We start from the raw sequence: 17,886 nt of genomic DNA on the forward strand, positions 1-17,886 counted from the left end.
TCGGCGGTTGGGAGACCGCCACGTCGAGCGGCGGTCGGCAGGCCGTCGAAACCACGGAAGGGGTCGGCATGGGGGAGTACAAGGGCAAGGGCGGGCCCGAGGGCGTCGAACTGCTCCGGCAGGCGCACGCCTGTCTGCGCGAGGTGGTCGCCACGGTGCCGGAGGAGGCCTGGGGCGGGCCGACGCCGTGCTCCGAATGGACCGTACGGCAGGTGCTCAACCACACACGGATCGACCAGCAGGCATACGGCCTCGCGCTCACCGCCGGCCGGCCGGGTGAGGACCCGTTCCAGCCGGCCGACGCCCTGTACGGCGATGCGGTGGCCGAGCTGGACAAGGTCCTGGACGCCGTGGCCGACGCCTATGCGGGGCTGCCCGCCGACGCCGGGTCCGTGCCGACGCCGCTGGGCCCGCTGCCCCTGCCGCTGGCCGCAGGTGCGGGCGCGCTGGACGCCGCCGTGCACGCCTGGGACATCGCCGCCGCCACCGGTCAGAACCGGCCAATCACACCGGCGCTGGCGGCGGCCCTCCGGCCGACCGCCGACCAGCTGGTCCCACGACTGCGCGGGTACGGCGTGTTCGCCCCCGCCCTGACGTCCGACGAACCCCGGGACGAGACGGCGGCCCTGCTCGCCTTCCTCGGCCGGGACCCAAAGTGGGCGCGCCCGGTGTCCTGACGGGGTGGTCCGCCGGGCAAAGACGATGGCCGCGGGCGTGCTGGAGTGGTGGCGGCGCACCGGCAACAAGGTGCTGCTGTCCGCCGCCGTGCACGGTGCCGTCAGGCATACAGCTTGTCGATGAACGCGTGCAGATTGCCCGTCGTACGGGCGATCTGCTCCTCCGTCGTCAGGCTCTCCTCGAACCGCGTGCCCGACTCCGGCACCTTCTTGCCCCGCACATACAGCGAACACGCCAGGTCGGTGCACATGTACAGGCCGACCGAATTGCCCTCGCGGCCCGCCGCCCCCGCCTTGCGCGCCGCCATCAGCGTCACCCCGCCACCGGGATGCGTGGTCAGACACACCGAACACATGCTGCGGTGCAGAAACCCGCGCTGCGAGGCCTGGAAGCGGAGGGCGACGGCGACCAGCCGGTCCTCCCGTTCGGTGACCAGATAGCTGCGGTCGGGCGCCCCCGGATCCCGCCAGCCGAGGAAGTCCAGGTCGTCCCACGGGCGTTCGCCGAGGTCCCGCGGCACCGTCAGCCGCTTGGCCTCCCCCTTGGAGCAGTTGACGAAGGAGTTGCGGATGTCCTGCTCGGTGAGAGATCTCATGGGAAGAGTCCTTCCGGATGCGTTGCCGTGAACCTGGTGGTCCGTGAAACCTAATAGGTCTAGGTACACGGCTAGCCTATGTAGCCAAGGGGAGGGCGGGCCAATGGATTTCCGGCAGTGGCTGCCGCGGCGCCGCCACGCCGACTACCGGGCCGGAGCACGCCGACCTCGGTGCACTGATCGCCACGAGCTCCAGGATCTGAAGGTGGTCTGGCACTGGCCCGCTTCGGCACTCCGGAGGGTGCGGGTACGGCGTACCGGGCTGTGGCCTTTTCCGAGGGTACCGGCCGCGGTACGGCCGCTCCGGGGGCGGCGCCATCGGCTGCGGCGACTTCCGGTACGGCCGCTCCGGCGGACCGGCCGGCCGGTTGCGGCGTGGGCGTTCCCGGTAGGTCCTCTTCCGGCCCGCCGACTCCGGAGCGGCTTGCGGCGGCTCCTCGCGCTCCGGCATCGGCCCCCCCGCGTGCGCCTCTCCCCGTCCGGTCTCCTCCGAGCCTCCCGGTCGCCCTACCCCGCCTCCGACGTCCTTGCCTCCGGCGGCCACACCCCCGGCGCCAGGACACCCAACGCATAGGCGCGGGCGACCAGTTCGGTGCGGTTGGCGGCGTTCCAGCGGGCCGACAGGCGCCGTAGGTGATAGGTGACGCCATCCTTGCTGAGGCCCAGTTCGCGGGCGGCGCCGGCCGTGGTGGCGCCGCCCGCAAGCAGGGCCAGCACGCGGCCCTCCACCAGGGTGACCCGTGCCGGCTCCGGCTCGGGCGCCGCGCTCTCGCCCCGCACCCGCAGCATCACCAGCAGGGCCGGGGTGTCGTCCACGCTGTCGCTCACCGGGTCCGCCGTCAGCTCCCCGAACCGCTCGGCGCCGCCCGGTGCCGGCCAGCGCACCGACACCTGGTAGCGCGAGCGGTGCCGCAGCCGCAGCGCCTCGGCGATCCGCTCCACCTGCGTGGCCTCCTGCGGGCGGAACAGCTCCAGCACGTCCCGTCCGCGCAGCCGCCCCGGCGTCGTACCGCACTCCGCCGCCATCGCGGGATTGGCCAGCACCACCATGCCGTACACATCGCACACGGCGACCGGCACCGACACCCGGTCGAAGAGCGTCAGGGCCCGGTTGCGCCATACGACCCCGTCGGCCCGCCCCAGGTCCATGCCCACCTCCCGAACTGCCGAGCCACCCCTCATACAAGACGAAGATCCAGGTCAGCGGCAAACCGTGCGGCCCCGGTGCGCATGGCCAAGACCTCGGGACGCCGTCGGCGCAAGGCCCGCGACCGAGATTTGACTGCGCGATCGTGAAGTGCCGGGGAACGGACCCGCACCGCCGCTCGCCCACTCTGGAACGCAGTACTCGGTTACCGCGAGTACACCGTTACCGCGAAAGGCAGTTGCCGCGCCATGTCCCCCACCGCACTGCACCCCGACCCCGCCGGAACCCTGCCCGGCGTCCCCGTCGTCGACATCACCGCCACCGGTCCCGGCCGCACCCCCCTCCAGCAGGTCATGGACCTGATGCGCAGCCACGGCCCGGTGCTCGTGCGCCGGCTGCACGGCCGGGACGCGCTGTTCGTCGCCGACGCCGGCCTGGTCGCGGACCTCGCCGACGAGGAGCGGTTCGCCAAGCACGTCGGGCCCGCGCTGGAGAACGTGCGCTCCTTCGCCGCCGACGGCCTGTTCACGGCGTACAACGACGAGCCCAACTGGGCCAAGGCGCACGACATCCTGATGCCCGCCTTCGCGCTCGGCTCGATGCGCACCTACCACCCGGTGATGCTCAAGGTGGCCCGCCGGGTCATCGACTCCTGGGACCGGGCGGCCCGGGACGGGCGGGCCGTGAACGTGCCGGACGACATGACCCGGATGACCCTCGACACCATCGGCCTGGCCGGGTTCGGCTACGACTTCGGCTCCTTCGAGCGCGGCGAGCCGCACCCCTTCGTGGAGTCGATGGTCCGCTGCCTGGAGTGGAGCATGCACCGGCTCGCCCGCACCCCGGGCCAGGACCACTCCGCCGCCGACGCGGCCTTCCGGGCCGACGCCGACCATCTCGCGAAGGTCGTCGACGACGTCGTCGCCTCCCGCACCGGCACCGATCAGAGCGGCGCCGAGGACCTGCTCGGGCTGATGCTCAGCGCGCCGCACCCGGCCGACGGCACCACCCTGGACGCCGCCAACATCCGCAACCAGGTCATCACCTTCCTCATCGCCGGCCACGAGACGACCTCCGGCGCGATGTCCTTCGCCCTGTACTACCTCGCCAAGCACCCCGCCGTGCTGCGGCTGGTGCAGCGCGAGACCGACGCGCTGTGGGGCGGCACGGCCGACCCCGAGCCGTCGTACGACGACATCGGCCGGCTCACCTACACCCGTCAGGTGCTGAACGAGGCACTGCGGTTGTGGCCGACGGCCGCCGCCTTCGGCCGGCACGCCCGGGAGGACACCCTGCTCGGCGGGCGGATCCCGCTCGCGGCCGGCCAGGCCGTCACCGTGCTCACCCCGATGCTGCACCGGCAGCCGGTGTGGGGCGACAACCCGGAGCTGTTCGACCCCGAGCGGTTCACCGCCGAGGCGGAGGCGGCCCGTCCGGTGCACGCCTTCAAACCCTTCGGCACCGGTGAACGCGCCTGCATCGGGCGGCAGTTCGCGCTGCACGAGGCGACCATGCTGCTCGCCATGCTGGTCCACCGCTACCGGCTGCACGACCACGCCGACTACCGGCTCACCGTGAAGGAGACCCTCACCCTCAAGCCCGAGGGCTTCACCCTCACACTGACCCCGCGCACCCCCGCCGACCGCGTGCACGCCCCGCTGCCGGGCGGCATCCCCGCGCGGACCGACGCGGGCCCGGCCCCGCAGACGCTGCCCGCCCGGGTCCGCCCCGGCACCGGCGCCCTCTTCCTGCACGGCAGCAACTACGGCACCTGCCGTGCCTTCGCCGCCCAGCTCGCCGACGAGGCCGCCGCCGTCGGCTGCACCACCGAGGTCGCCGCCCTGGACGCGTACGCGGACGGACTGCCCACGGACCGGGCGGTCGTCATCACCGCCGCCTCCTACAACGGCCACCCCACCGACGACGCCCGCGCGTTCACCGCCTGGCTCGAGGGCACCCCCGACCTGACCGGCGTGACCTACGCCGTCCTCGGCGTCGGCGACCGCAACTGGTCCGCCACCTACCAGCAGGTCCCCACCCGCATCGACGTCCGCCTCGCCGAGCTCGGCGCCATCCGCCTGAGCGACCGGACCGCCGCCGACGCCTCCGGCGATCTCACCGGTAAGGTCCGGGAGTTCACGGCCCGGCTGCGCACCGCGCTGCTGACGGAGTACGGCGACCCCGACGCCGGTAGCGGGGAGGCGGAGCCCACGACGGCGTACGAGGTCCGCACGCTGACCGGCGGCCCCCTGGACGCCCTGGCCGCCCGGCACGAGCTGGTCCCGATGACCGTCACCGAGGCGTACGACCTCACCGCGCATGCATACCCGCGCACCAAGCGGTTCCTGCGCATCGCACTGCCCGAGGGCGTCACCCACCGCACCGCCGACCACCTGACCGTGCTGCCCCCCAACGCCCCTGACCTGGTGGACCGCGCCGTCGCCGCGTACGGCCTCGACCCCGACGCCGTCCTGGACATCCGGGCCACCCGCCCGAGCCGCGCCGGCCTCGCCGTGGACCGCCCACTCACCGTACGGCAACTCCTCACGCACCACGTCGAGTTGCAGCAGCGGCCGACGCCCCGGCAGCTGGCCCTGCTCGCCGAGGCCAACCCCTGCCCGCCCGAGCGCGCCGCCCTCGCCGCCCTGCCCGGCGACGATCCGCGCACCCTGCTCGAACTCGCCGAGGACCACCCCGCCCTGCGCGGCGCCCTGGGCTGGCCGCTCCTGCTCGACCTGCTGACCCCGCTGCGGCCGCGCACCTACTCGGTGTCCTCCTCGCCGGCCGTCGACGCCGGCCACGTGGACCTCATGGTCTCCGTCCTGGACGTCCCCGCCCGCTCCGGGAAGGGCCGCTACCGGGGAACCGGCTCCGGCCACCTGGCGACCCTCCGGCCCGGCGACACCGTGTACGCCCGCGTCCAGCCCTGCCGCGAGGCCTTCCGGATCGACGGCTCGGCACCGGTCGTGATGGTCGCCGCCGGCACCGGGCTCGCCCCGTTCCGCGGCGCCGTCGCCGACCGCGTCGCGGCCCGCGCCGCGGGCACCGAACTCCCGCCCGCGCTGCTGTACTTCGGCTGCGACGCCCCCGACGCCGACTTCCTGCACGCCGGGGAGCTGCGGGCCGCCGAGGAGGCCGGCGCCGTCTCGCTGCGCCCGGCCTTCAGCGCCGCGCCCGAGAACGGGGCCGCCTTCGTGCAGCACCGCATCGCCGCCGAGGCCGACGAGGTCTGGGCCCTGCTGGACGCCGGCGCCCGGGTGTACGTCTGCGGCGACGGCGCCCGGATGGCCCCCGGCGTCCGCGAGGCCTTCCGCACGCTGTACCGGGAGCGGACGCCGGGTGGCGAGGAGGCGGCGGGGCGTTGGCTCGACTCGCTGGTGGCCGAGGGCCGTTACGTGGAGGACGTGTACGCGGCAGGGTGAGCCGCTTTGCTCAGATCGTGAACTAAGGGTTGGCAGAATCTCGCCTTCCGCCTGTCCGAAGGGGTATGTTGCAGGTCGGGCAGGGTTTGTGAAGGGAGCGGCATGGCGGGGCAGCGTAATGGGCGCACGGTACGCGACCTCAGGCGGGGCAACCGCACGGCGGTGCTGCAGAAGCTGTACTTCGACGGCCCCCTCAGCCGCTTCGAGCTGGGCCCGGCCACAGGCCTGAGCTCAGGCTCGGTCAGCAACGTGGTCGCCGACCTGGTCGCGGACGGTCTGGTCGAGGAGGCCGGCAGTGTCGACTCCGACGGCGGCCGGCCCCGCACCCTGCTGCGCGTCGCCCCGGACAGCGGACAGATGATCGGCGTCGACGTCGGCGAAACCCGCGTCCGGGTCGAGCTGTTCGACCTGGCCCTGACCGAACTCGCCCGCACCGAACGCCGGTTGGTCCCGCACGGCTACGACGCGGAGGTGATCGCCGGACACATCCGCGACGGCATCGCCGAGGTGCTCGGCGTCGAACAGGCCGTGCCCGAGCGGCTGCTCGGCGTCGGAGTCGGCGTCCCCGGCATCGTCGAGCACACCCCGGAGCAGGGCGCCGTCGTCCACGGGCAGACCATCGGCTGGGACGCCGTCCCGCTGGAGCAGCTGCTCCGCTCCGCCTCCCGGCTCCCGGACGAGGTCCCGTACTTCATCGACAACGGCGCCAGGACCCTGGGCCAGGCCGAGATGTGGTTCGGCGCGGGGCGCGGGGCCCACAACGCCGTGGTCGTACTGTTCGGCTCCGGCGTCGGCGCCTGCGTGGTCACCCCCGAGGTGGAGCACGGGCGGGCGGTGGAGTGGGGGCACCTGACCGTGCGGGTGCGGGGGCGCCGCTGCCGCTGCGGCGCGGCGGGCTGTCTGGAGGCCTACGCGGGCGCCGAGTCGCTGCTCGAACGCTGGCGGGAGGAGGGCGGACGGCCGCCCGAGGGCACCGACGAGGAGACGGCGCTCACCGCGATGCTCGCCGCCGCGTATCCGGCCGAGGGCGCCGGGCACGACCCCGTCGCGCTGGCCGTCCTGGAGGAGACCGCCGAGTACGTCGGCGCCGGTCTGTCCGACCTGATCAACCTCTTCCAGCCCGAGCGGATCCTCATCGGCGGCTGGGCCGGGCTCCAGCTGGGTGCCCGCTTCCTTCCGGCGGTACGGCGGCACGCGGCGACGTACGCGCTGCGTCATCCGGCCGACAAGGTGACCATCGACCTCGGCCGGCTCGGCTCGGACGCGGTCACCGTCGGCGCGGCCATCCTGCCCCTGGCCGACTTCTTCGCCAGCGGCGGCCGCCGCCCGGAGCCGGTCACCGAGGGCCGCCTGCCGGCGTGGCGAGCGGCACTTCGGGAGAGGGCGCCGCGCTGAAGGACCGGTGCCACGAGCGCCCCGAGGAGGGGCGGGGCCGGGTCCGATACACGGCCGCCGCCACGCGCGCGGGACCACGGGGGTGACCAGCCGCGACGGCGCCGCACAGGACCGACGGCCTTCCCCGGCACCGCGCCGCCCCCTGCTCAGGCCGACGGTTCGTCCGCGTCGGGTGCGTCGTCCGCCGGGATCGCGTCCTGCTCGCGCGGCTTGTCCGGCTCGACCTCCCACGGGTCCTCGCCCGCGCCCGCCTGCTGGTCGGGCATGTCCCTCGGCACCGGGCCCGTGTCGCGGTCCGGCTCCGGCTCTCGTTGTGCGGCCATGGCGTTCTCCCCTCGGCCCGGGCGTGGCGGCGGGTCAGCCGACCTTGCGCCCACGCATCGGCTCGGTGTCCATCCCCGCGCCCTTCTGCAGGCCGTCGAGGAACTCCTGCAGTACCTCGGTCGCCGTGCGCCGCGGCTGCCAGCCCAGCTCGGTCTGCGCCCGGCCGCAGTCCATCAGCGGCAGCCGCAGCACGGCGTCGAACAGGTGCGGTGAGGCCGGCAGCAGATGCAGTCCCCAGGCCGCGGCGATCGCCGACCGGGCCGCCGTACGCGGCAGCCGTACCGGGCGGCTGCCCAGCAGTTCGCCGAGCACGGCGGCGTCGAGCGGCGGGTCCGCCGCGAGGTTGAAGGCGCCCCGCGCGCCGTCCGGGTACACGGCGAGCCGGTAGGCCTCGGCGGCGTCGTCCGTGTGCAGCGCCTGCACCCTGAGCCCCGGAACGTCCGGCAGGAACGGCAGCAGCTCCGGCCGCGCCAGCGGACCCGGCAGGAAGCGCCCGCCGAAGATCCGCCGCTGCTCGCTCGCCGACTGCCACTTGAACAGGAACGCCGGGCGCATCCGCACCACGCGCACCTCGGGGTGGTCCCGCTCGAACACGTCCAGCGTGCGCTCCAGATAGGCCTTCTCCCGGCAGTAGGCGGCGTCCGGCCAGCCGTGCGTCGGCCAGGACTCGTCCACCGCGCGGTCCTTCGGGCCGGGCGAGTACGCACCCACGGACGAGGCGTGCACCAGCACCGGCACCCGCGCCGCGGCGACCGCCTCGAACACCCGGATGCCGCCGAGCACATTGGTCCGCCAGGTGACCGCCGGATCGTGCGTCGGCTGGAACGCCCAGGCCAGATGGACGACGGCGTCGGCGCCCTCGAAGCGCTCGGCGAGGTTCGCCTGCTCGGAGGCGATGTCGACCGCGGACCACTCGGTCTTCGGCGGCGACCAGGCCGGCGTACGCCGGGCCAGTCCGCGTACCGACTTGATCTCCGGGTCCTCGGAGAGCAACCGCACCACACTCGTGCCGACATTGCCGGTGGCACCCGTGACGACGACCCTGATGCCCGCTGCGCTGCTCACCTTCGGCTCCTCTCGGCACACGCTCCGGGGAACCGGCCGGGTACCCGGGCCCGGGCGCGCGCACACCCGGGCCATGACATGGCAGGTAATCGACCGGTGCGCGCGATCCGGGGAGCATCGAGGACGTCGGCGCGACCCAGAGCGTCGCACCAGGTCCCCACCGCCGAGGAGGCACCCCATGCCGTACTTCGAGAGCCCGGTCGACAGCACGCGTCTGCACTACACCGACCACGGTCCGGCCACCGGCCCGGTCGCCGTCTTCGTGGCCAGCGCCTATCTCGGCCAGGAGATGTGGGAGTACCAGACGCTGCCGCTCGCGGAGGCCGGATTCCGCTGCGTCGCGCTGGACCGGCGGGGACACGGACGCTCCGAGGACACCTGGAGCGGGTACGACCTCGACACCCTCGCCGACGACCTCCACGGCCTCCTCGGCCACCTGGACCTGTGCGAGGTCACCCTCGTCGGGCACTCCGTCGGCACCGCCGAGGTGATCCGCTGCCTCACCCGGCACGGCACCGCACGCGTGGCCCGCGCCGCACTCGTCGCCGGGGTCAGCCCCGGCCTGGTCCGCTCGCCGAACCTCCCGGAGGGCATCGACCCGGCGGCCGTACGCGCCGACGAGGAGTCCTTCCGGCGTGACCGGGCCGCCTGGTTCACGCACTTCGCGGACGACTTCTTCGCCGTCCAGCAGCCCGGCAACGACGTCTCCCCGGCCTACGTCCGCCATCTGATCGACCGCTGCATGGTCGCCACGCCCCGCGCCGCGACCGCGGTCCGGGCCGTCGTCGCCGCGCTGGACATCGCCGCAGAGCTGCCCGCGCTGGACCTCCCGGTGCTGGTCGTGCACGGCACCCACGACACCTCTGCGCCGTCGGCACTCACCGGTGAACGCGTGGCCCGGCTGGTGCCGGGCGCCGTCCTGAAGATGTACGAGAACGGCGGCCACGGCCTGTTCGCCACGCACGCCGCCCGGCTCACGGCCGACCTGCGGGAGTTCGTCGAGGCCGGGACCCCGGGCACCCGCGAACCCGTCGGTGCCGCAGCGGCCGGCCGGTGAACACGAAAGAGCCCCGGCCGTGACGGGGGATTCACGACCGGGGCGGTCAGGTGGTGGGCACGGATGGCGGTCGCCTCTCGGCGAAGGGCTCCACAGGGCTTCAGCCGAACGATCGTCCCTGTGGGCAGCAGGTGAGGCCCGGGGACACTGTCCCATCCGTACCCACGGCTGGTTCAACGGGCAACCACTCCATGGTGTTCCGGTCGGTCAGGTGACCTGTACCACTCCCTATGATGCTCGCGCCAGCGGGCTCCCGTCGAGCCGTTCGAGCAGTTCGGCGGGGTCCGCGTAGACGGCTTCCGCCCCGGCCCCCTCCAGGTCGGCCCGGGGAATCCCGCCGCACAGCACGCCCACACAGCGCACCCCGGCCTTGCTGCCCGCCCGCATGTCCCACACGGTGTCCCCGACGAACACCGCCCGCGAGGCCGGCACCCCGGCCAGCTCCAGCGCGTGCTCCACGGGCTCCGGGGCGGGTTTGCCCTCCTGTACGTCCTCCGCGCTCGCGGTGCCCACGATCGCGTCGTCGGCGTCGACGGCCCGGCGCAGCGCGCCCAGCTCGGCGCCGCTCGCCGAGGTGGCGAGGACGACCGCCCAGCCGTCCCGGTGCAGCCGCCGCAGCAGCTCCCCGGCCTTCGGCAGGGCGGGCAGCCGGTCGAAGTACTGGCCGTACAGCGCCTTGTGCGCGGTGCTCAGCTCCCCGTCCCGGTCCTTGTCGCGGCCGTCACCGAGCAGGTGGGCGATCAGGTCCGCCGAGCCTAGGCCGACGGCCCGGTGCACCGCGTGCATGGGCACGTCGTGCCCGGCCTGCCGGAACGCCTCCCACCAGGTGACGACGTGCAGATGGTTGGTGTCGACGAGGGTCCCGTCGACATCGAAGACGGCGGCACGGTCCATCCGGGGTCCCTTCCTGGCTCTCGCTGCGCCCCGGGTACCACGCCGGGCGGGTCAGGAACCCGCCACGCGTGCCGGGACCCGGCCCTCCCGGGTCCAGTCCAGCAACTCGTCGGCGGACCAGGTCGTCACCACCCGCTCGGCGGGCACCCCGCACTCCTCGGCGCGGGCGCAGCCGAGGATCTGCCAGTCGAGCTGGCCGGGCGCGTGTGCGTCGGTGTCGACCGAGAACAGCACCCCCGCGTCCACGGCCCGGCGCAGCAGCCGGCGGGGCGGGTCCAGCCGCTCGGGACGGCTGTTGATCTCCACGGCCGTACCGGACTCGGCGCAGGCCGCGAACACCGCGTCCGCGTCGAACTCCGACTCCGGCCGCCCCCGGCCCGTCACCAGCCGCCCCGTGCAGTGCCCGAGCACATCGGCGTGCGGATCGCGTACGGCGGCCACCATCCGGCGGGTCATCGAGCGGGCGTCCATCCGCAGCCTGGAGTGCACCGACACCACGACCACGTCCAGCCGCTGAAGCAACTCCGGCTCCTGGTCCAGCGAGCCGTCCTCGAGGATGTCGCACTCGATGCCGGTGAGCAGCCGGAACGGCGCCCACCGCGCGTTCAGCTCCGCCACCACCGCCAGTTGCTCCCGCAGCCGCTCCGGCGACAGGCCGCGGGCCACGGTCAGCCGGGGGGAGTGGTCGGTCAGGGCGGTCCACTCGTGTCCGAGCTCGGCCGCCGCCCGGCCCATCTCCTCGATCGGGCTCCCTCCGTCGGACCAGTCCGAATGGGTGTGACAGTCCCCCCGGACCAGCGCCCGCAACTCCGCGCCGGCGCCCTCCGCCCCGACCGACGCCCCGGCCTCCTCCTCCAGTTTCCGCAGATAACCGGGCACCTCCCCGGCCAACGCCTCCCGCACCACCTGGGCGGTCTTGGGCCCGACCCCTTTGAGTGCCTCGAGCGTCCCGGCCGCCGCCCGCTCGGCAACCTCGTCCGCGGGCAGGACGGCCAACGTCCGCGAGGCGTTCCGAAAGGCCTTCACCCGGTAGGTGGGCGCGAGCGACCGCTCCAGCAGAAAGGCGATCCGGTCGAGAGCAGCCACGGGATCCATGCAACCAAGGTTCCCTCAGGCGCCCCGAAGGCGCACGGGGCCGTATCGACATGCGGCTCCGCCGCGCGGGCGCGGGCGAGCGCAACGCACCCGCAGTCCCGAACGTACCGCGCCCTGCACGGCGTAACGGTTTGCCCACCGCACCCCCGGGTACTGCGAGGCCCAGGCAAGCTGAGGAGGTCGGGCATGCCCAGCGCAGCGATCGTCACGGGCGCGGACTCCGGAATCGGCCGAGCCACCGCCGTACGCCTGGCCGAGGCGGGCCTGGACATAGGCATCACCTGGCACACCGACGAGCAGGGCGCCGAAGGCACGGCGGAGGAGGTCCGCGGCAAGGGCCGTCGCGCCGCCGTCGCCCGGCTGGACCTCACAGCGCTGCCCCAGGCCGCCGACACCGTCGACGAGCTGTGCGCCGAACTGGGCCGCCTCGACGTCCTGGTCAACAACGCCGGTACGGGCGTCATGACCCCCTTCCTCGACCTGACCCTCGCGGACGTGCGCCGGGTCCTGGACGTCGACCTCGTCGGCCCGTTCCTGTGCGGGCAGCACGCGGCCCGGCACATGATCCGGCAGGGCGACGGCGGCCGGATCGTCAACGTCACCTCCGTCCACGAACACCAGCCCCGGGTCGGCGCGGCACCGTACTGCGCGGCGAAGGGCGGGCTCGGGCTGCTCACGCAGGTCATGGCGCTGGAGCTCGCCGAGTACGGCATCACCGTGAACGCGGTCGCGCCGGGTGAGATCGCCACGCCGATGACCGGCCAGGAGGACATCGACGTGCACACCGAGCGGCGGCCCGGCGTGCCGCTCGGTCGACCCGGTGACGCCCGGGAGGTCGCCGCCGTCATCGCCTTCCTGGCGAGCCCGGACGCCTCGTACGTCACCGGCGCCTCCTGGAGCGTCGACGGCGGCATGCTGCGGATGGGCCCGCAGGCCGGTTCCCACCTGACCGCCGACGACTGGCGCCGGCCCTGAGACCATGCGGCTGCGGACGAGTTCCTGCGACGGGCCCGGCTACCGCCGCATCCACTGCGGCCGGGGCTTCCGCTACACCGACACCGCCGGCCGGCCCCTCACCGACGCCGGGGAGCTCGCCCGGATCCGGGGCCCTGACCATCCCGCCCGCCTGGCGTGACGTGTGGATCTGTCCCTGGCCGGGCGGCCACCTCCAGGCCGTCGGCACGGACGACGCCGGGCGGCGCCAGTACCTGTACCACGAGCGGTTCCGGGCCGCACAGGAGGAGGCCAAGCACGAGCACGTGCGGCAGGTCGCGCGGGCCCTGCCCGAGCTGCGGGCCAAGGTCGCCGTCGACCTCGCGGGGCGCGGGCTGACCCCGACCCGGGTCACCGCCTGCGCGGTACGCCTGCTGGACCTCGGCTTCTTCCGCATCGGCAGCGACCGGCACACCCGCTTCAGCGACACGTACGGCCTGACGACCATGCTCCGCGAGCACGTCAGCTGCGGCCGGGGCGAGATCACCTTCAGCCATCCGGCCAAGGGCGGCGTGGAGACGGTCCGCGCCCTCGTCGACCAACAGGCCCGCACCGTCGCCCGGGCGCTGCTGCGGCGCCCGCGCGGCGGCGACCGCTTCCTCGCCTACTACGCGCGGGGCCTCTGGCACGACCTGCACAGCGACGACCTCAACGAGGCGCTGCGCCGACTGTCCGGCACCGACGTCACCGCCAAGGACTCCCGCACCTGGCACGCCACCGTGCTCGCCGCCGTGGCGGTCGCCGTGCCCGCCGAGAGCGGCCGGGCGAGCCGCACCGCCCGGCGCCGGCAGACCACCCGTGCCGTCCGCGAGGTCAGCCACTACCTGGCCACCCAGGGGGCGGTCGAGGCGGCGGTTCTTGATCTTCTGGACGGCTCCGGTGGATGACTCATCGGGACGCGATGCGTTCTACGCTCTATTGCATGACCGAACAAGGAGCTCCCTACATCTCCCATCCACGGGTCCTGGTGCACGGAGTGTGCCCGGGCAAGCCCGGCGAGCCGCCCTTCAGGATCATGGAGATCGACGGTCAGGTCATCGGTGAGGCCAGGACCGTCACCGACGTACTGGAGGCCGCCGCCTCGTACGGCATCACCATCCACGACCTGGACGACCCCGACATGGTCCGCTGGGTCGGTGGCGGCAAGTACACCTGGACGCTGCACTGAGCGGCGTGCGGCTCAGCCGACCGTCCACTTCTGGTTGGCGCCGCCCGTGCACGTCCAGATCTGCAGGCGTGTGCCGTTGGCCGAGTCGTTCCCGGTCACGTCGAGGCACTTGTCCGCCTGCGGGTTGACGATGTCGTGCGCCCCGGTGACGGTCCACTTCTGGTTCGGGCCGCCGGTGCAGTCCCACAGCTGGACGGTCGAGCCGTCGGCGGTGCCGTTGCCGGTGACGTCCAGGCACTTGCCGAGCGCCCGGATCGTGCCGTCCGAGCCGACCGTCCACTGTTGCGCGGCCGTGCCGTTGCAGTCGTAGAGCTGCACCGGTGTTCCGTTCGCCGAGTTCGCGCCGGCCACGTCCACGCACTTGCCGGCCAGGCCCCGTATGGGCACCCCGGCCGCGCTGTCGCTGGTCGTCACCGATACCGAGTCCACCACCAGCTGCTGGGGGAACTGGGTATTGCCGTCCGGGTCGCCGGGCCAGTAGCCGCCGACGGCCAGGTTCAGGATCAGGAAGAACGGCTTGCTGTCGAACACCCAGGTCTTTCCGCCCAGGTCGGCGGGCGTGCGCCGCTCGTAGGCGGTGCCGTCCACGGACCAGGTGATCGAGCCGGGCGCCCAGTCGACGGCGAAGGTGTGGAAGGCGTCCGCGAAGGCCTGTCCGTTCGGCAGGCTGTAGGCCGCGCCGATGCCGCCGGAGCCGGAGTAGCCGGGGCCGTGGATGGTGCCGTGCACGGTCGAGGGTTCGAAGCCGACGTTCTCCATCACGTCGATCTCGCCCGAGTCGGGCCAGTTCACGGGCGTGCCGAGCATCCAGAACGCCGGCCACATGCCCTGCCCGCGCGGGATCTTCATCCGCGCCTCGACGTGCCCGTACCGGGCGTTGAACTTCCCGGCCGTGTTCAGCCGGGCCGAGGTGTACTGGCAGCTGCCGTACCAGCACTGGTAACCGGCCGGGTTCTCCTTGCGGGCCGTGATCACCAGGTGGCCCTGGCCGTCCAGGGCCGCGTTGTTCGTCCCCGGGGTGTAGTACTCCCGTTCGTGGTTGTTGACGTTGTCGCCGGTCTCCAGATTCCACTTCGAGGAGTCGACCGCGGAGCCGGCGGGCCCGTCGAAGTTGTCGGAGAAGGTGGTGACGGCCGCCGCGGCCGGCGCGGCGGCCTGGGCCCGCGCCGGACCGACGGCGGCGGAACCGACCAGCGCCGCGGACAGGGCGGCGAGGAGACATCTGCGGAGCAAGCGTGAGGAGACCATGGCTCTCCGTTCTGCGTGGGGGGTGAGACGCCTCTTGATTTAAGGAGTGAGAAAAGAGGTCGTCAATACCCTGGTGCAGACCCGTCCTTGACGAACCGTCAGCCGTCACTTGGGCTTCGGCTCGGGCACGCGCCGGTGCACCGCCCGCCCGAGCCGCCGTCCCAGCAGCAGCCGGCCGAGCAGCGCCCCGGCGGTGTTGAGCAGGACGTCGTCGATGTCGAAGGCCCGCCCGGTGACCAGCGCGCCCTGCACCAGCTCCACCATCAGCATCACCAGCGCCGTGAACGCCAGTACCCGCAGCGTCCCTCGGGCACGCGGTGCGAGGACCGGCACCAGTACCCCGAACGGGGCTCCGAGGAGCAGGTTCCCGCCGATCTGCCGCACCGCGTCCACCGTCCGCGCCCGCTCCAGGTAGGCCCGCAGAGAGCGGCCGGGGTGCAGATTGCTGTGCGTCAGATGCACCGAGGCGGGCGACGGTTCCAGCGTGATCCGGGCCAGGGCGACGGCGAACGCCACCATGAACACGAAGGCCACCAGCATCGCCGAGAGCCGTAGGACGAGGGGCAGCGCGTGCCGCGCGGCGGGCCGGCGGGTCTTTGCGGCCGACGCCCGCTTCCCGGGTGTGCTCAGCAGTGCGGGCAGCCGCGGGACGGTACGGGCCATGCGGTCCTCCAGTGGTGAACTACCCCGGTTCGTAGGCCGGTTACCCGGCAACCGGCCCGGGATGCCGTCGCGCGGGCGGCTTGGGGCGCACAACGGGTTTCCGTTCACGCTCCCGGGGCACTCCGGCTGCGGACCCGCGTGCCGCCGCCCCTCATGGGTCCGGCGGTGCTTGGATGCCCCGAGCGGCATACCCGACAATTCCCCGCGTATGTGCGCAGAGCGAACCGAGGAGGTGGTCGATGACCCGGCGTACGGCCCCCCGCACGGCCCTCCTCGCCCTCGGTGAACTCCTCGCCTGGTGGGGGGCGCTGACACTGCTGTGGCTGGTGCTCATCACACCGGTCTACCTCCTGGAGTGGGTCGTCGGCGGGAGCTCGGCGGCCCTCGGGGCGCTGCTGGCACGGGCCGGCCGACGGGCGGTGACCTGGCGGTGAACGGCTGGATCCTGGCGGCGACCGTCGAACTGGGCGGGGGAGGGGCGGCCGCCCTGTGGGGTGTCACCACCGGAGGGCCGGCCCGCCGGGTCGTCGCCCAGAACATGACCACCTCGGCTCTGTGCCCGGCCCTGCTGCTGTTCTCCCAGGGCTACGGCCGCCCCGCCTACGTCGACCTCGCCCTGCTGCTGGCCCTGCTCGGCCCGGTCGGCACGCTCGTCTTCGCCCGGCTCCTCTCCGACGACCTGGCAGCAGAACGGCCGAGTGCCTGGGCGCTGACCTGGACCGCCGCCGCAGTGGGCGCGGTGGTCGTGGCCGCCGTCTGCGCCGCCACCGGCCCCGGCCGCGCCATGGCGAAGCTCCTGGTCATCGGCGCCCTCCTGATCAGCGGCAACGTCATCGCCTCACGCGCCCTGTCCGGCGGGTTCCGGGGGGTACGGGGTGGCTGACATGCACGGGGGCGAAGCCCAGGAGCGGGCGAGGGCGGGTGCGTTCGCGCGGCGTTGCACGGCGACGGCTGTGCGGGCCGACGGGCGGCAGGCGGGCGGGGCGGCCGTAGCGCTGGTGGGACGGTCGCAAAGGTGCGTGGCATTTCGTCCGCTCGCCGGGCGGTCGCCGGAGCGGGTGGCGGGCCCGGTGCCTGCGCTCGGGGCGAAGGCCTACACGGTGGCTGACGAACCGTCGGCAGGCGGGAGCGGAGGTGTGGCATGGACGATGCCGTGATCGTCGTGGCCCTGCTGCTGATGGCCGGCTCCGCCACCGCCGCCGTCGTCCAGCGCGACCCCGCACGGCAGGCACTGGTGCTGTCCGTGCTCGGGTCCGTGCTGGCCGTCCTGTTCACCGTGCTCCAGGCCCCGGACGTCGGACTGTCCCAGCTGGCCGTCGGCTCCGCGCTCACCCCGCTGCTGATCATGCTGAGCGTGCGCAAGGTCAGACGCCGCGGTCGCCCGGAGGACGGTGGTGCGAAGTGAAGCGGCTGCGGCTCGCCCTGCTGGCCCTCGGCGGCGCCGGCCTGGCCGCCCTGCTCGTCGCCGCCTGCCTCGACCTGCCCGGCTTCGGCGGCCGGAGCCATCCGTACGGCACCCGTGCCGTGCACGCCTCCCTCACCCGGCGCGCCGCCAACACCATCGCCTCCGTCAACTTCGACCAGCGCGCCTACGACACCCTCGGCGAGATGAGCATCCTGTTCGCGGCCGTGCTCGGCTGTGTCGTGCTGCTGCGCCAGGCCCGCGACGAGCACCGGGCCCAGCCGCAACCCGCCGAGGTGGCCCGGCCGGTCCGCCGCTACGCCCTGATCGTGCTGCCCGTCGCCCTGGTCACCGGGCTCTACGTCATCGCCCACGGCCAGCTCAGCCCCGGCGGCGGTTTCCAGGGCGGAGTCGTCGCCGCGACCGCCCTGCACCTGCTGTACCTCGGCGCCGACTACCGCGCGCTGGAACGCATCCGCCCGCTCGCCGTCTACGAGACGTCCGACGCCCTCGCCGTCTCCTCCTACCTCGTGCTGGGCCTCGCCGGAGTCCTGGCCGGCACCGCCTTCCTGGCCAACACGCTGCTGCCGTACGGCACCTTCAACACCCTGTCCTCCGGCGGCACCGTCCCCCTGCTGAACGCGGCCATCGGCATCGAGGTGGCGAGCGCGGTCGTCGTGCTGCTCGCGAACTTCCTCGACCAGGCCGTCGAGATCGAGGAGGAACACGGGAGTTGACCA

20 protein-coding genes are annotated in these 17,886 nt (G+C 73.6%); 12 read left to right on the forward strand and 8 right to left on the reverse strand.

All coding sequences use genetic code 11. The features are described 5' to 3' along the window. Window positions 1-68 precede the first annotated feature (68 nt). On the forward strand, window positions 69-677 hold the full coding sequence (locus LMU33_RS29700; protein WP_228623710.1) for a TIGR03086 family metal-binding protein: 609 nt from the start codon (window positions 69-71) through the stop codon (window positions 675-677). Between the two features lie 101 nt (window positions 678-778). Here LMU33_RS29700 and LMU33_RS29705 read toward each other — a convergent pair whose 3' ends face one another. Together LMU33_RS29705 and LMU33_RS29710 are read right to left on the reverse strand one after the other, a co-directional pair. Beyond that, the gene (locus tag LMU33_RS29705; protein ID WP_228623711.1) at window positions 779-1,273 is read right to left on the reverse strand and encodes an FBP domain-containing protein; all 495 of its coding nucleotides are present in this window, start codon (window positions 1,271-1,273) and stop codon (window positions 779-781) included. Window positions 1,274-1,780: 507 nt separating this feature from the next. Continuing rightward, window positions 1,781-2,422, reverse strand: a complete 642-nt coding sequence (locus LMU33_RS29710) for a PAS domain-containing protein (protein WP_228623712.1) — start codon at window positions 2,420-2,422, stop codon at window positions 1,781-1,783. A 246-nt stretch (window positions 2,423-2,668) separates the two neighbouring features. Between LMU33_RS29710 and LMU33_RS29715 the strand changes: the two genes are divergently transcribed. Both LMU33_RS29715 and LMU33_RS29720 read left to right on the forward strand, forming a co-directional pair. Further along, window positions 2,669-5,842, forward strand: a complete 3,174-nt coding sequence (locus tag LMU33_RS29715) for a bifunctional cytochrome P450/NADPH--P450 reductase (protein ID WP_228623713.1) — start codon at window positions 2,669-2,671, stop codon at window positions 5,840-5,842. Window positions 5,843-5,944: 102 nt separating this feature from the next. Continuing rightward, window positions 5,945-7,237, forward strand: coding sequence for an ROK family transcriptional regulator (locus LMU33_RS29720; protein WP_228623714.1), 1,293 nt, complete (start codon window positions 5,945-5,947; stop codon window positions 7,235-7,237). A gap of 146 nt (window positions 7,238-7,383) precedes the next feature. On the opposite strand, the gene LMU33_RS29725 is transcribed toward LMU33_RS29720, so the two are convergent. Both LMU33_RS29725 and LMU33_RS29730 read right to left on the reverse strand, forming a co-directional pair. After that, window positions 7,384-7,560: a hypothetical protein gene (locus LMU33_RS29725; protein WP_228623715.1), complete on the reverse strand. Its 177-nt coding sequence runs from the start codon at window positions 7,558-7,560 to the stop codon at window positions 7,384-7,386. 34 nt (window positions 7,561-7,594) lie between these two features. After that, window positions 7,595-8,626, reverse strand: coding sequence for an SDR family oxidoreductase (locus tag LMU33_RS29730; protein WP_228623716.1), 1,032 nt, complete (start codon window positions 8,624-8,626; stop codon window positions 7,595-7,597). A 178-nt stretch (window positions 8,627-8,804) separates the two neighbouring features. Here LMU33_RS29730 and LMU33_RS29735 point away from each other — a divergent pair, with 178 nt between their 5' ends. Continuing rightward, window positions 8,805-9,683 (forward strand): alpha/beta fold hydrolase, encoded by an 879-nt coding sequence (locus tag LMU33_RS29735; RefSeq protein WP_228623717.1) that lies wholly within the window; start codon window positions 8,805-8,807, stop codon window positions 9,681-9,683. A gap of 228 nt (window positions 9,684-9,911) precedes the next feature. Here the strand turns inward: LMU33_RS29735 and LMU33_RS29740 are convergent, their stop codons facing one another. Both LMU33_RS29740 and LMU33_RS29745 read right to left on the reverse strand, forming a co-directional pair. Continuing rightward, on the reverse strand, window positions 9,912-10,577 hold the full coding sequence (locus LMU33_RS29740) for an HAD family hydrolase (RefSeq protein ID WP_228623718.1): 666 nt from the start codon (window positions 10,575-10,577) through the stop codon (window positions 9,912-9,914). Window positions 10,578-10,628: 51 nt separating this feature from the next. Further along, window positions 10,629-11,672, reverse strand: a complete 1,044-nt coding sequence (locus LMU33_RS29745) for a PHP domain-containing protein (protein WP_228623719.1) — start codon at window positions 11,670-11,672, stop codon at window positions 10,629-10,631. 186 nt (window positions 11,673-11,858) lie between these two features. Between LMU33_RS29745 and LMU33_RS29750 the strand changes: the two genes are divergently transcribed. The 4 genes from LMU33_RS29750 to LMU33_RS29760 are packed head-to-tail and all read left to right on the forward strand — an operon-like array spanning window position 11,859 to window position 13,833. Further along, on the forward strand, window positions 11,859-12,647 hold the full coding sequence (locus LMU33_RS29750; RefSeq protein ID WP_228623720.1) for an SDR family oxidoreductase: 789 nt from the start codon (window positions 11,859-11,861) through the stop codon (window positions 12,645-12,647). 4 nt (window positions 12,648-12,651) lie between these two features. Continuing rightward, window positions 12,652-12,807, forward strand: coding sequence for a hypothetical protein (locus LMU33_RS41760; RefSeq protein WP_308280819.1), 156 nt, complete (start codon window positions 12,652-12,654; stop codon window positions 12,805-12,807). A 1-nt stretch (window position 12,808) separates the two neighbouring features. Further along, a complete protein-coding gene (locus tag LMU33_RS29755) occupies window positions 12,809-13,552 on the forward strand; it encodes a DNA topoisomerase IB (RefSeq protein WP_308280820.1) in 744 nt (247 codons plus the stop codon). A 35-nt stretch (window positions 13,553-13,587) separates the two neighbouring features. Then, on the forward strand, window positions 13,588-13,833 hold the full coding sequence (locus tag LMU33_RS29760) for a hypothetical protein (RefSeq protein WP_228623721.1): 246 nt from the start codon (window positions 13,588-13,590) through the stop codon (window positions 13,831-13,833). A gap of 12 nt (window positions 13,834-13,845) precedes the next feature. Here LMU33_RS29760 and LMU33_RS29765 read toward each other — a convergent pair whose 3' ends face one another. Both LMU33_RS29765 and LMU33_RS29770 read right to left on the reverse strand, forming a co-directional pair. After that, the gene (locus LMU33_RS29765; RefSeq protein WP_228623722.1) at window positions 13,846-15,081 is read right to left on the reverse strand and encodes an RICIN domain-containing protein; all 1,236 of its coding nucleotides are present in this window, start codon (window positions 15,079-15,081) and stop codon (window positions 13,846-13,848) included. A gap of 105 nt (window positions 15,082-15,186) precedes the next feature. Next, window positions 15,187-15,744: a VanZ family protein gene (locus tag LMU33_RS29770; protein WP_228623723.1), complete on the reverse strand. Its 558-nt coding sequence runs from the start codon at window positions 15,742-15,744 to the stop codon at window positions 15,187-15,189. A gap of 239 nt (window positions 15,745-15,983) precedes the next feature. Between LMU33_RS29770 and LMU33_RS29775 the strand changes: the two genes are divergently transcribed. From LMU33_RS29775 to LMU33_RS29790, 4 genes are all read left to right on the forward strand, one after another. Next, window positions 15,984-16,178, forward strand: coding sequence for a hypothetical protein (locus tag LMU33_RS29775; RefSeq protein WP_228623724.1), 195 nt, complete (start codon window positions 15,984-15,986; stop codon window positions 16,176-16,178). After that, entirely contained in the window at window positions 16,175-16,627 is a 453-nt protein-coding gene (locus LMU33_RS29780) for an MrpF/PhaF family protein (RefSeq protein ID WP_228623725.1), read from the forward strand. The genes LMU33_RS29775 and LMU33_RS29780 overlap by 4 nt, the downstream gene beginning before the upstream one ends. A gap of 258 nt (window positions 16,628-16,885) precedes the next feature. Next, window positions 16,886-17,149: a Na(+)/H(+) antiporter subunit B gene (locus tag LMU33_RS29785; protein ID WP_228623726.1), complete on the forward strand. Its 264-nt coding sequence runs from the start codon at window positions 16,886-16,888 to the stop codon at window positions 17,147-17,149. After that, window positions 17,146-17,883, forward strand: coding sequence for an MnhB domain-containing protein (locus LMU33_RS29790; RefSeq protein ID WP_228623727.1), 738 nt, complete (start codon window positions 17,146-17,148; stop codon window positions 17,881-17,883). The genes LMU33_RS29785 and LMU33_RS29790 overlap by 4 nt, the downstream gene beginning before the upstream one ends. The last annotated feature ends 3 nt before the right edge of the window (window positions 17,884-17,886 follow it).

This window comes from Streptomyces barringtoniae, from assembly GCF_020819595.1.
In the GTDB taxonomy this organism is placed as follows: domain Bacteria; phylum Actinomycetota; class Actinomycetes; order Streptomycetales; family Streptomycetaceae; genus Streptomyces; species Streptomyces barringtoniae.